This is a genomic window from Xenorhabdus miraniensis (genome assembly GCF_002632615.1).
In genome coordinates, this window is record NZ_NITZ01000019.1 from 42217 (window position 1) to 55871 (window position 13655).

The 13655-nt window shown below is 41.8% G+C and carries 12 protein-coding genes; 6 read left to right on the forward strand and 6 right to left on the reverse strand.

The genetic code is table 11. The features are described 5' to 3' along the window. Window positions 1-26 precede the first annotated feature (26 nt). The 5 genes from Xmir_RS16415 to adiA all read right to left on the reverse strand — a co-directional run bounded on the left by Xmir_RS16415 (window position 27) and on the right by adiA (window position 7551). Window positions 27-1283 carry a NupC/NupG family nucleoside CNT transporter gene (locus Xmir_RS16415; RefSeq protein ID WP_099115270.1) on the reverse strand — a complete coding sequence of 419 codons (1257 nt, stop codon included), beginning with the start codon at window positions 1281-1283 and terminating at the stop codon, window positions 27-29. A gap of 114 nt (window positions 1284-1397) precedes the next feature. Beyond that, entirely contained in the window at window positions 1398-2342 is a 945-nt protein-coding gene (locus tag Xmir_RS16420; RefSeq protein WP_099115272.1) for a pseudouridine-5'-phosphate glycosidase, read from the reverse strand. Then, a complete protein-coding gene (locus Xmir_RS16425; protein WP_099115273.1) occupies window positions 2339-3430 on the reverse strand; it encodes a PfkB family carbohydrate kinase in 1092 nt (363 codons plus the stop codon). The genes Xmir_RS16420 and Xmir_RS16425 overlap by 4 nt, the downstream gene beginning before the upstream one ends. Before the next feature lie 501 nt (window positions 3431-3931). Continuing rightward, window positions 3932-5260 carry an arginine/agmatine antiporter gene (gene adiC / locus Xmir_RS16430; RefSeq protein ID WP_099115275.1) on the reverse strand — a complete coding sequence of 443 codons (1329 nt, stop codon included), beginning with the start codon at window positions 5258-5260 and terminating at the stop codon, window positions 3932-3934. A gap of 17 nt (window positions 5261-5277) precedes the next feature. After that, window positions 5278-7551: an arginine decarboxylase gene (gene adiA / locus Xmir_RS16435; protein WP_099115276.1), complete on the reverse strand. Its 2274-nt coding sequence runs from the start codon at window positions 7549-7551 to the stop codon at window positions 5278-5280. 928 nt (window positions 7552-8479) lie between these two features. Here adiA and Xmir_RS16440 point away from each other — a divergent pair. From Xmir_RS16440 to rnt, 6 genes are all read left to right on the forward strand, one after another. Continuing rightward, on the forward strand, window positions 8480-8794 hold the full coding sequence (locus Xmir_RS16440) for a phage holin, lambda family (protein ID WP_099115278.1): 315 nt from the start codon (window positions 8480-8482) through the stop codon (window positions 8792-8794). Next, window positions 8794-9189 (forward strand): structural protein, encoded by a 396-nt coding sequence (locus Xmir_RS16445; protein ID WP_099115280.1) that lies wholly within the window; start codon window positions 8794-8796, stop codon window positions 9187-9189. Before Xmir_RS16440 ends, Xmir_RS16445 begins: the two co-directional genes overlap by 1 nt. A 432-nt stretch (window positions 9190-9621) precedes the next feature. After that, the gene (locus Xmir_RS16450) at window positions 9622-10731 is read left to right on the forward strand and encodes an S-(hydroxymethyl)glutathione dehydrogenase/class III alcohol dehydrogenase (protein ID WP_099115281.1); all 1110 of its coding nucleotides are present in this window, start codon (window positions 9622-9624) and stop codon (window positions 10729-10731) included. A gap of 155 nt (window positions 10732-10886) precedes the next feature. Beyond that, window positions 10887-11732, forward strand: a complete 846-nt coding sequence (gene fghA / locus Xmir_RS16455; RefSeq protein ID WP_099115283.1) for an S-formylglutathione hydrolase — start codon at window positions 10887-10889, stop codon at window positions 11730-11732. A gap of 132 nt (window positions 11733-11864) precedes the next feature. Then, window positions 11865-12272: a lactoylglutathione lyase gene (gene gloA, locus Xmir_RS16460; RefSeq protein WP_099115285.1), complete on the forward strand. Its 408-nt coding sequence runs from the start codon at window positions 11865-11867 to the stop codon at window positions 12270-12272. Between the two features lie 232 nt (window positions 12273-12504). Then, window positions 12505-13164, forward strand: coding sequence for a ribonuclease T (rnt, locus tag Xmir_RS16465; protein ID WP_099115286.1), 660 nt, complete (start codon window positions 12505-12507; stop codon window positions 13162-13164). Window positions 13165-13281: 117 nt separating this feature from the next. Here rnt and Xmir_RS16470 read toward each other — a convergent pair whose 3' ends face one another. Beyond that, window positions 13282-13647: a Grx4 family monothiol glutaredoxin gene (locus Xmir_RS16470; protein ID WP_422646022.1), complete on the reverse strand. Its 366-nt coding sequence runs from the start codon at window positions 13645-13647 to the stop codon at window positions 13282-13284. Between the last annotated feature and the right edge of the window lie 8 nt (window positions 13648-13655).

A 13655-nucleotide genomic window follows, 5' to 3' on the forward strand; every position in this document is an offset into this window, starting at 1 on the left:
CGCCTATTCAGATACATAGATAGGGACTAGCCTGATAAACCCAAAAACAACCCTGCAATTGTTGCACTCATAAGATTAGAAAGCGTTGCTGCCAGTAATGCCCTGAACCCGAGCCGCGCAATGTCCGAAGTTCGTTCCGGGACTACCGTGATAAATGCACCAACCACAACAGCAATTGAGCCGAAGTTGGCAAAACCACAAAGAGCAAATGAGATAATAGCAATGGTTTTAGTGTCCAAAGCCACTACAGGATCATTTAAGTAAGGAGAAAAGCTAACATAAGCCACAAATTCATTGATTGCCAATTTTTGACCGATCAGGCTCCCGGCTAAATCAGCATGTTCCCAGTTTACCCCCATGATGTAGGCCAAAGGTGAAAAAAGATAGCCAAGTAAACGTTCCAGACTTATTCCTTGTAAACCAAACAGCTCACCAATACCCCCAATAAGGCCATTGATTAATGCTATCAGGGCTACGAAGGTCATTACCACGGTCGCGACACCAACGGCAATTTTCAATCCCAACATGGCTCCACCAGCCGTTGCCTCAATAATACTGGTCGGGCGTTTCTCACTGAATGAAATTTGCTCAAACCGGACTTGTGAAGGCTCTGTTGCAGGGCTGAGCAATCGGGCAAACAGAATACCTCCCGGAATTGCCATCAATGATGCAGCCAGTAAATATTCTATCGGTACGCCTAATCCCGCATATCCAACCAGCATTGATCCTGCAATGGAAGCCATTCCACTGCACATCACAGTAAATAGTTCATTGCGATTCATTTTATTGACAAATGGTTTTAAAACCGCAGGCAGTTCGTTTTGCCCCAAAAATATTGTCGTTACTGCCGCAAAAGCTTCTACTTTGCTAATTTTCATCGATTTCTGGAACACATATCCCAAGATATTAATGATCCATTTCATTATGCCAAGATAGTAAAGAATAGATATTAAAGAAGTGATGAAAATAATGGAGGGCAATACCTGAAACGCAAAAATAAAACCAGCACCATCAAACAATTCATTCATTTTGGGGCCAACTAAGCTTCCGAAAATAAATGAACTACCTGATGCGCTATAAGAAATAACATTATTGACTCCATTGGCGATGTTATTAATCAGCCATTTTCCCGCAGGGACATAGAGCATAATAGCACCAAGGCTTATTTGTAGAAATAATGCAGCCCCTACAGTACGCAAGCTGATTCTTTTTTTATTGACAGAAAACAGATAACCAATTAAAAGCAGCATTACCATACCAAGTAAACTGCGTAAAATATCCATAATTATATCCTCATTGTTTTTTAGCCAACCCAAAGTTCCCACAAAGGATATTATACTGTGCCTTTCCAGGCTAGCATTTATTACGATTTCCGGATAAAACAGATTGGATTTAAGTTACTGGTTTTTATTTATCTCTTGATAAGCGATGGCAATTTTCGCAGCCAACTTAGCATTATTGAAAACTAATTCGATATTTGCCTGTAAGCTTTCACCTCCAGTCAGTTCAGTCACTCTGGCCAGCAGGAATGGCGTACTTTCTTTGCCGCTAATCCCCTGATTTTCAGCTTCCTTAATGGCCTGTTCAATAGCAGCATTGATTTGCTCTTCTGGCATGGCAAATAATTCAGGAATAGGATTGGCAATAACAACACCACCTTTCAGCCCCGAACGCCATTTTACTCTCATGGCATGAGCTATTTGTCGCGGATCATCAAGCCTCACACTAACCGGAAATTGGCTGGTGCGGCAGAAAAATGCCGGTAATTTTTCTGTCTGGTATCCCACCAGAGGTACACCATGAGTTTCCAGATACTCTATCGTCAATCCCAAATCCAGAATGGATTTGGCTCCGGCGCATACAACAGCGACATTCGTCATGGCTAATTCTTGCAAATCGGCTGAAATATCAAAAGAGTGTTCAGCTCCACGATGAACGCCTCCAATTCCTCCCGTTGCAAAGACGGTAATGCCTGCCATTTCTGCAATGATCATGGTTGAAGCTACGGTGGTGGCACCATGTTTTCCTGACACGATAACAAAAGGTAAATCACGACGGCTGACTTTTGTTACTAAGTGACTATCTTTCGCCAATAACTCAATTTCATCATGCAATAACCCAACTCTCATTCGTCCTTCAATAATCGCGATGGTCGCAGGAACCGCACCATTCTCCCGAATACACTGCTCAACGTCTAAAGCAGTTTCCCTATTTCGCGGGTAAGGCATGCCATGAGAAATAATGGTAGATTCTAACGCAACTACAGGACGATTATTTGCCAGTGCGTGAACCACTTCCGGGGAAATATCCAAATACTCATTTAATGCAATATTTTTATTCATGATCTTAATTCCAACAGTTTATTCACTCTGCTACAGGATAAATTCGGATGATTGGTAAATTCTGAAGATAAGGTGAGTGCAGAACAGCCTTGGGCAAAACGGATACTCTTTTCCAACGTCATATTTTCCAGCCAACAATAGGCAAGGCCGGCCATCATCGCGTCACCAGCGCCATTGGTGTTGATAATATTAATCGGGATCGCGGGTGAACTCCCCGAAACACCGCCTATTTCACTGTAATACACGCCTTCTGTTCCCATACTCAAAGCCAATCGTTGGACGCCTTGTTGATGGAACCACGATGCCGTATCAGCCGCATCTGCCAATGTCGTAATTTTTATTCCACTCAGTATTTCAGCCTCAAGCCGGTTAGGTTTCAAAGTATGAATATGAGATAACCAATGGCGAATTTTGGGTGCTTTAAATGTTGATACGGTATCAACAAAGATCGGAATATTTCCCGCATGGCTGAATAACCACTCTAATGTGTCTTCCGTCAGGTTACAGTCAATAATTAATACACCGGCATGTTGAATTAATGCCTTAGATTGAGATAATAATGCTGGCGTAAGTTTTTCCAGTATACTCATATCATTGACGGCAACGCGCATTTCACCATGCTCATCAATTAATGAATTGTATGTTGATGTACTTTCGCCGGATAATTTATGGAAATAATCTGTATAAACACCCGCTAATTTCGTTTGTTCAAATAAAGTCTTCCCGTAAAAATCATCACCAACAACAGAAATCAAATAGCTTTCTAGTCCTAATAAAGCGATATTATGTGCGATATTTCGTCCTACGCCCCCTGCTGTGGATTTATTTTTCCCTGGATTAGAGTCCTCATAGATTAATTTAGAGAATACATAGCTGGTTACATCCATATTGGCAGCGCCCACTGTAACGGCGTACCTACTTTCTGAAAGAATATATCCTTTGCCTTTTATATACCCCTTTTTGCTCAGGTTCATAATATGTCCTGCGACACATGAACGGCTAATTCCAAGAATATCGGCAATTTCCTGTTGCTGAATGAAGGGGTCTCGCCTGATAAGCTGCAATATCTGTTTTTCTCGATTTGCCATATCATGTCCTTACTAATTTTTTGAACATGAAAGCTTTCTATTTCATCACTACCCGGCAGTAAAGTTAATTTATACTGTTTATTGTCATTGTGAGAAATAGATCGTAGAGCTGATGAAAAAAATTTTTTGCCTCAAAAAAGTGATTTAGATCACTTTTTATATAGCAAAAATTTACAAAATGTCATTATTTTATATCAATTAGTTGATAAGGTAATGTTTTATTTTGTGATAATCACTGTAAAAACAATTGGATTGATAAAATACTGAACCAGACAAACACTTGTTTGATTTTCTACATATGTTTATTTTTTGAACACAAAGAGAATCATTTGCTGTATCAAAAAGTGACTCATCTCACAATTCAATTTGTGCAAGCAAATGAGCTGGATGTGATGATTCTGGGATAATTCTTTGCTAGAAAATAAAGGGGATCATTTATTAATACACATAAATGTAAAAAGGTGCTGATATTTCAGCACCTTGTAATCCTGACAGTCTGAATTATTCCTTTTTATCTAAGGGGAAAGGTACAGGATGTTTAGTGTTATAGTTAAAAGTATACATAGCCGTTATTACCATCATCACAATCAATGTCCACATCACTTCTTTTGCTCCCGTTCCCATAACCGCCCAGATACAATAAATAAAGGCAATAAAAGTAATAACAACATATCGTATTTTCTCTTGCCCAAGATGCCCATGACCGATTAGCAACAAGGCTGCGCAGGTATACAAATAAGGTATCAGGGTAAAAATAACTGAGACAGAAGAAACCAACCCAAATTCTTTCGCGGCATTTGGAGATATGCTACTGAGCTGGAACACTGTCATCAAAACGCCAAGGATCAGCAAACCAGCAACTGGTGTTCCTGCTTTATTCACTTTGGCAAAGATTGAAGGAAACAATCCATCATCCGCAGCCGCCTTGGCTGTCTGTCCGGCAAGTAATGTCCAGCCCCCCAGTGACCCCAAACATCCTGCCGCTGCACAAAAGGCAACGACTGCCCCTGCGGTATCTCCCAATGCTAATCTGGCAGCATCCCCAAAAGGCGAAGATGAAATTTTCAACGCCGCATTGGGGATCATCCCCATAATCACGCTACTGGACAAAACATAACAAACAGCCGCAATCAGCACGCCACCAATGGTCGCAATGGGTACGTTACGCTTAGGATTTTTAACCACACCCGCAGCAACCGAAGCACTTTCAACGCCAATAAAAGACCACAGCGTCACGTTTAAAATGCTTTGGATAGCCCCGAAAGTATTTAACCCACTTACGTTCCACGCATCCATGTAAGTCTTACCGCTGAACCAGAACCATCCAAAAACCGCCGTCGCTACAATCGGAATCAACGCCAACGTTGTTGCCACCGCTTGTACTTTGGTAATGACATGCGGCCCGATAATGTTCAAAAAGACAAATATCCACAATATCGCCGTACAAGTGATGGTCAGGATTATCGGATCTTTCAGGATGGGGAAAAAGTAACCCAGGTAACCGACCCCGATCACGACCATCGCGATATTTCCGATCCAGCACGCCAGCCAATACAAGACGTTGGTCTGGTAGCCCAGAAAAGGCCCAAAGGCCCGTCGTGCATAGGCATAAGAACCACCGGGGCTATCATCCAGTGAAGATATCTTGGCGTATACAATCGATAATCCCACCGCACCGATGATGGTCACTAACCACCCCAGAATGGCAATGCCTCCTGTCGAAGCCAGACTGGCGGGCAGAAGGAAAACCCCAGATCCCATAATGTTACCTGCAACCATCAACGTAACGGGGATCAATCCGACTTTTTTCATCTCTGAAACTGTAGCCATAATTTATTTTCCCGTACTCACTTTTTGATACACATAACGTGATAAATACCGTTGATAACTTCCGTACCTTCCGTTTCATGTTCAAAACCGGGGAATTCGTGATCCCATTTTTGCAGTGCATGCAGATATCCAATTTGTGGGCTGGTTTTGGCCCCGAAGTTTTCTCCTGAAAGCAACATTGGAATTCCGGGTGGATAAGGGATGATGGAATTTGCTGCGATGCGGTGAGGTAAATCGTCCAGTGCTACCATTTCCACATGATTGGTGACAATAGCCTGATAAGCGGCTCGAGGCGTCATCGCCATTTCAGGTAGACCCGCATACGCTTGGTTCAATTTTTCGCCCGGATTATTCTGCCGCAAATAATCGAACATCTTGTCGCCCAATTCTTTTAATCCTAAATGACCATATACCTCTGGATAGTGTTGCACCAAATCCGGCAAAACCTTATTCAAAGGGGTATTCGCATCATAATGGTGTTTGAAAGATAACAAGGTGTTGAGTAATGTCCCCCATTTTCCTTTAGTAATCCCCATCGAAAACAGGAACATAATTTGAAAATCTGTGGTACGGGTAGGTACAATGCCGTGCTGGCTTAACCATGCCGTTACCAAGGCCGCAGGCACGCCTTTTTTCTGCAATTTACCATTATCTCCCATCCCTGGCGCCAAAATGCTGACTTTAATCGGATCGAGCATACTCCAGTCATTCGGTAAATCTTCAAACCCGTGCCAACTATCCCCCGGACGCATCACCCAACAACTTTGCTCTTTTGTCAGTAATTCTCTGGGAGCGTCTTCAAAGGCAATTTTTTTACCTGTTGCAGGATCTGTTACTTTCTCCTGATTCCACGGTTTAAAGAACCAACGACCTTCTTTGCTGAACTCCCGATGCAAACGTGCCAATGCCTGACGAAAATCAACAGCTTCTTCAATCACCTCTTGTGTCAGGGAATAACCGCTATTGCCGTCCATCATAGAAACTGCAATATCGTTTGAAGCGCAAATAGCATATAAAGGAGAGGTTGTCGCGTGCATCATGTAGGCTTGATTAAACCTCGAAAAGTCCACAGGATTACGCCCATCACGTACATGGATAAAAGAAGCCTGTGATAGTGCATTCAACAACTTGTGGGATGAATGAGTGGCAAATACCGTCGGCCCTGAATGGCTTTTAGGTTCCCCACGCATGGCGTAATGATCATGATAAATCGGATTGAAACGTGCATAACCATACCATGCTTCATCAAAATGTATTCTGTCCACACTTTTATCCAGCAATTCCTGTACATGTTTGGCGTTATAGCAAACACCGTCATACGTACAGTTTGTGACTACACTATAAACTGGCTTAAGCTTAGCCATATCCTGAGTCAACGGGTTCTGTTTTAGCTTTCTCTGGAGTGTTTTTGCCTGCATTTCTTGCGGGTAGATAGGCCCAATGATGCCATAACGGTTACGGCTTGGCAGCATATAGACAGGTTTCGCGCCTGTCAGGATTAACCCCTGTTCAATGGATTTGTGGCAATTGCGGTCAATGATGACAACATCATTCTCGGTCATGCAAGCCTGCATAATCGTACGGTTAGATCCTGATGTTCCGACGACAACCGAGTAAGAATGGTCTGCACCAAATACTCTGGCCGCATTTTTTTCACTTTCCCCAAACGCACCCGAATGGTCCAACAACGATCCCAATGAGGCCCGTTCAATACCCATATCAGTACGAAAGAGGTTTTCCCCATAATAATCATGATAGAAACGGCCAACCGGTGTTTTATTAAATCCAACGCCCCCCTGATGCCCGGGTGCAGCCCAGGAATATTCATAGATTTTACTGTATTTCATTAAAGCCGACATTAAGGGAGGCAACAATTGTTGGCGATAACGATACATAGCCGCAATAGCCCGGCCAGCAATAAAATCTGCCGAATCTTCTAATATCCAAGCAAATTCAGCGAATTGTTCCAGCAACTCATGGCTCAGCAAAAATACCGTTTTTTCTCGGTCACTTAATAAAAAAACCGGGACATTTTCCTGTCGTTCAGACAGTTTATTCAATAATTGGTGTATATTACGATATAAATCATCATCCATCAGTGCACAACTTACCATCAGACAATCGAATGGTTCATTGGCCGAAATTATCGTATAGCTATCCTCAAGAGAATCCGAAATAACAACACCAACATCTCTCTCGATTAATTTATCTGCCAACCGCTGCACTGCATTTTCAATATAGTGATTATGATATTGTGTACCCACTTCGTTTTTTGCTATCAATACTTTCATGACATTCTTCCTTACGCTATCTCTACTTGAACCAACAAGAAAATTTAGTGTTATTGGCAATTGCCATAGAATGGTTGACACAATCAGGGAATTGGATGTTTTTCATTCGGCTAATGCGGTATAAAAAGCATTTTTAACGGTACTGAGTGAGCCATAATATAAATTCCATTAATGTAGTAACACTGGTTAACTATTTTCTAAAATATAAATTTTTATGCTTAAAATCACACTGATCAATATAGTGTCTATTTGGATTTGTGCAATTTTGGTAATAGCATAGAAATTGGCTTTGCTATACAAAGTTGAAGCTATCAATATTGAAATATCAGGAAAAACAGTTAATAACCGTTGTGTTAATATGTAATCGTAATTAGTTTTTTGATTGTTTTTTATTACTTTAATTTATTTTTTGTATAATCAGCCCGTTGAATGACTGCGTTTTAATCCTTAAGTAAACTAAAGGAAAAAATAATCGCGATAATATGCTCTGTTTGGTTACTCACGGCTTTGCATTACAAGCACCGATATGGAGTTGAAAGATGGTAAATCTGTTAATTAACAAAACAACCTGATAAGCGTTCTTATTTTAATTTTTTGATCTTTTAATTACTTTATTGAATATCTCCATATCAATGAAATAACCCTCCTTTGTATCTTAGATGCTTATTAAAGTTGGCTCTATAATAATAGCCAACTCCCACCCATACCGCTCACGCAATTATAGCGTTGATTTAGTAAGAGCCAGAGCACAATAGCATAACAATGTGGATTTTCTTTACTGACATTACTATGGAAGAGTACGGGGCGTCATTAAGCAGGCACTAAAAACCAATCTCGATTGAGGATTAGTGCACCTTATTTTTCCTGGATTGAATTGATTAAAAGCGCCTGCTGTTGTGACCTCCATCATTAAATTATAGGACTAAGAATGAAAGAACATCCTGATTTATGGGCCGACTTACTAAACGGTCTGAAGAACGCATGGCCACAGATATCAGGCTCTATTTTGGCCATCATGATTTGCTATGGCCGGCTGATTTATGACGGTGTGGAGCGGAAAAATCGCTGGGTCGAACCGCTACTATGCGGAGCGCTGTCGTGGGGATTTTCCAGTGGATTAGAACTATTTGGTATTCCAAGCAGTGTTTCACCCGCTCTCGGCGGTGCCGTCGGCTTTATTGGCGTGGAAAAAATACGAGAAGTTGCGAACCGGGCCATCAACAAACGCTTAGGAGATAAATAATGACAAGAGGGATTCGTAACCATAACCCAGGTAATATTCGCCATGGTGATAAATGGCAGGGTTTACGCGATATACAGACAGATAAATCATTTTGCCAGTTTGTGGCACCTGAATACGGTATCCGGGCGATGCTGAAAATTCTGCGCAATTACGAACGCAAGTATGGGTTGAATACTATTCGCCAGATTATTTCCCGCTGGGCACCACCGAATGAAAATAATACCGAAGCTTACATTGCCTATGTATGTAAAGTGGTCGGTGTGCCCAGTAGTGTTGTGATAGATGTAGAAAATGTCAACACAATGAGCAAACTGGTTAAGGCTATCATTCAGATGGAAAATGGTCAGCAACCTTATTCCGATGCTGTTATTAAACGAGCCTTTGAATTGCTATAAAGTTCAGCCAACATCTAATCACCGCCAAAGCCTTGGCGGTGATTTTCTCTAAAAATGTTTTTGCTGAATTCTAATGATCATTTTGATAAAAAATCCTATCCTCTATTTCCCGTAAAACTTTCCTGTGATAAAAAACAGCATCATTTCAATGTCACATAATCATTATCAAGCATACCAATAACATCATGTATTCATTTGATTTAATGTATTAATTTAGTTATATCTAATCACCTTTTATTTATTTTGTGATACAACTACAAAATAAATTGTTATCTAAGAAAAAGAATAAATAGCAGTATCAAAAAACTACAGGGATAGACTCTTAGTTGCATTCCTGATAAAGAGGATAAATATCTTCTTATCTTTCAGAATATTGCAATTACCTATAATGTCGTTAACAGAAAAAATACCGTTAATAAAAAGAGGGGTTATATGAAATCACGTGCTGCCGTTGCCTTTGGACCAAACAAACCACTCGAAATTATCGAAATTGATGTTGCTCCCCCGAAAGCGGGTGAAGTAATGATAAAAATCAGCCACACAGGTGTTTGCCATACTGACGCTTTTACTCTCTCAGGCAGTGATCCTGAAGGCATATTTCCTGTTGTTCTGGGTCATGAAGGAGCGGGTATCGTCGTAGAAGTTGGTGAAGGCGTTACCAGTGTAAAACCGGGTGACCATGTTATTCCATTATATACAGCGGAGTGTGGTAAATGTGAATTCTGCCAGTCAGGTAAAACTAACCTTTGTATCTCAGTGCGTGATACTCAGGGTAAAGGTCTTATGCCGGATGGCACCACACGTTTTTCTTACAATGGGCAACCTATCTATCATTACATGGGATGTTCCACATTCAGTGAATATACTGTTGTAGCTGAAGTCTCACTGACAAAAATCAATCCAGCAGCAAATCATGAACATGTTTGTCTGTTAGGCTGTGGTGTTACTACCGGAATTGGTGCGGTACATAATACAGCCAAAGTGCAACCCGGAGATTCTGTCGCCGTTTTCGGACTTGGCGGAATTGGACTTGCCGTCATTCAAGGCGCTCGTCAAGCAAAGGCCGGGCGCATTATTGCCATTGACACCAATCCGGCCAAATTCGAACTGGCCAAACAGTTTGGTGCCACTGAATGCCTCAACCCAAATGATTATGACAAGCCCATTCAACAAGTCATTCTGGACATGACAAAATGGGGTGTTGATCATACTTTCGAATGTATTGGTAACGTCAACGTAATGCGTGCTGCACTCGAAAGTGCGCACCGTGGATGGGGACAGTCCGTAATCATTGGAGTAGCCGGCGCTGGGCAGGAAATTTCTACTCGTCCGTTTCAGCTTGTTACGGGACGTACATGGAAAGGTACTGCTTTCGGTGGAGTGAAAGGACGCAGCCAATTGCCAGGAATGGTAGAAGACGCCATGAAAGGTGAAATCGAGCTTGCACCTTTCGTTACCCACACAATGCCTCTGGAAGACATTAACGAGGCTTTCGACCTGATGCGTGAAGGTAAGTCGATCCGCACAGTTATTCACTACTGATTTTTTTGATTTTAAATAGTTACCATAAGCAGCAAACCGTGTTGTCAGCTAACACGGTTTCTGAGAAAACCTGAAAATTACCACAATAATTAACCTTAAGACAATTAACCTTAAAACAATTAACCTTAAAATAATCAGCCTTAGAGAGAAAGGTAATGGAAAGAATCGAACATCACGCCTGTTTTGGTGGATGGCAGGATGTCTATCAACACGAATCAAAGGTTTTGGGTTGCCAGATGCGTTTTTCAGTTTTCCTGCCTCCCCAGATTAGAGAAAGAAAATTACCTGTACTGTACTGGCTTTCTGGATTGACTTGCACCGAACAAAACTTCGTCACAAAAGCGGGCGCTCAACGTTACGCAGCTGAGCATGGTATGGTTATTGTTGCTCCAGATACCAGCCCACGAGGTGACGATGTCGCTGATGATCCTGCTTATGATCTTGGAAAAGGGGCTGGATTTTATCTCAATGCGTTAAAACAACCCTGGTCTTCACATTATCGTATGTACGATTATGTGGTTTCGGAATTGCCTGAACTGATTGAAGCAAACTTTGAGGTAACGGACATACGGTCGATCTGCGGTCATTCTATGGGAGGCCACGGCGCAATGGTGATTGCCCTGAAAAACCCTGATCGTTATTGCAGCGTATCGGCATTTTCACCCATTGTTGCTCCCAGTCAAATTCCATGGGGTATAAAAGCATTTTCCAACTATCTTGGTGAAAACAAGTCTGAATGGAAACAATATGACTCTGTGGAGTTGATTAAGAACGCAAAAAAACAGCTCCCAATTTTGATTGATCAAGGGCTCAATGATGATTTCCTTGAGGAGCAGTTACGTCCTGAATTACTACAGGCTGTTTGCGATAAAATCAGTTATCCAGTGACCATCAACTTTCATGCAGGGTATGACCACAGCTACTACTTTATTGCCAGCTTCATTGAGAATCATATTATCTACCATGCCAAAGCAATGCAAAAGTGCGCTGGGAAAAGGTGAATTTTAAATATGTAATTCGGTGATCCATAAAGCCAGATATATTTCTCATCATATACCTAAATAAGATACTATTAATAGCCGCTGGGTGCTGTCGATATGGCACCCTAACACCATAAATATCAAGAGGTAATTATGCGTTTACTCCATACTATGATCCGTGTTGGCGACATGCAGCGCTCGATTGATTTCTATACTCAAGTAATGGGCATGCGTTTACTTCGCACTAGTGAAAATCCAGAGTATAAATATTCCCTTGCATTTGTTGGTTATACCGACGAGAGCCAAGGCGCAGTTATTGAGCTAACCTATAATTGGGGAGTTGAAAGCTACGAAATGGGCACTGCATTTGGGCACATTGCGTTAGGTGTTGATGACGTTGCGGCGACCTGTGAGCGTATTAAACTCGCTGGCGGGAATGTCATCCGCGAAGCAGGGCCTGTTAAAGGCGGAACAACTGTTATTGCTTTTGTTGAAGATCCCGATGGCTATAAGATCGAGCTTATTGAAAACACAAGCGCGAGTAGTGCATTAGGAAATTAATTAACACGGTAAGTTTTGAGTTGCAGCCCTGTTGGCTGCTCTCACTCCAGCCACATAGTTCACTATACTCTCAGTAATTCCTTCTTTCATAACCGCTCTGCATTTTGAAATCTATTAAGTAGATCCTTTCCATTGGATAAATATTACTTCTGCAAGACATAGCAAATTTTGTCATAATACGTCCTATTCCAGATTTAAGAACAGAATCCTGAAGTTAAGAACTAAAAATCAGATGCCTAATAAAAACGATCAAAACACGCTAAGCGGGCGCTTTCGCGGCTACTATCCTGTTGTCATTGATGTCGAAACCGGTGGTTTTAATGCGCGTACAGATGCTTTACTTGAAATTGCTGCAATCACTTTAAAAATGGATGAAGAAGGCTGGCTGATGCCCGCTGATGCACTGCATTTCCATATTGACCCTTTTGAAGGTGCTAACCTTGATCCTGCCGCTCTGGCATTCACAGGCATTGACCCCACAAATCCCTTAAGAGGAGCAGTCAGCGAATACACTGCATTGCATGCTATTTTCAAAATGATCCGCAAGGGTATGAAAAACACTAATTGCAACCGTGCAATCATGGTCGCCCATAACGCCAGTTTTGATCATAATTTTGTTATGGCAGCCGCAGAGCGTTCCGGGTTAAAGCGGAATCCATTTCATCCATTCGCGACATTTGATACTGCGGCTCTCAGTGGGTTGGTTCTTGGTCAGACGATCCTTGCCAAAGCTTGCATCACTGCGGAAATACCGTTTGACAGTAATCAGGCACACAGCGCGCTTTATGATACCGATCGAACTGCCCTGCTTTTCTGTGAACTCGTCAATCGTTGGAAACGACTGGGTGGCTGGCCATTACCTTCCGCAGATACTGCTGACAACGAGCCCTAATACATTAATTCTAATACATTAATTCTAATATATTAATTCTGATACATTAAGCCCCACTCCTATTATGGGAATGGGGCTACAGGAATCATTCATCATTCCGATGAATTACTCACTTATTTATTCTTGTTCACGGTATTTGTCAGCAGTTTCTTTGATTAAAGCCTGTAATTCACCGCGCTGGTACATCTCAACAAGAATGTCACAGCCACCAACCAGTTCACCATCAATCCACAACTGGGGAAACGTTGGCCAATGCGCATATTTAGGCAATTCAGCACGAATATCTGGGTTTTGCAGAATATCCACATAAGCAAAACGCTCACCGCAGGCAGATAATGCCTGAACCGCCTGTGCAGAGAAACCACAGCTCGGCAATTTAGGAGAACCTTTCATGTACAGCAGGATTGGGTTCTCACTAATTTGGCGTTTGATTTTTTCAATGGTTTCTTCAGTTGTTGTATTAGTAACTGTGTTCGTATTCATAGTCGTCA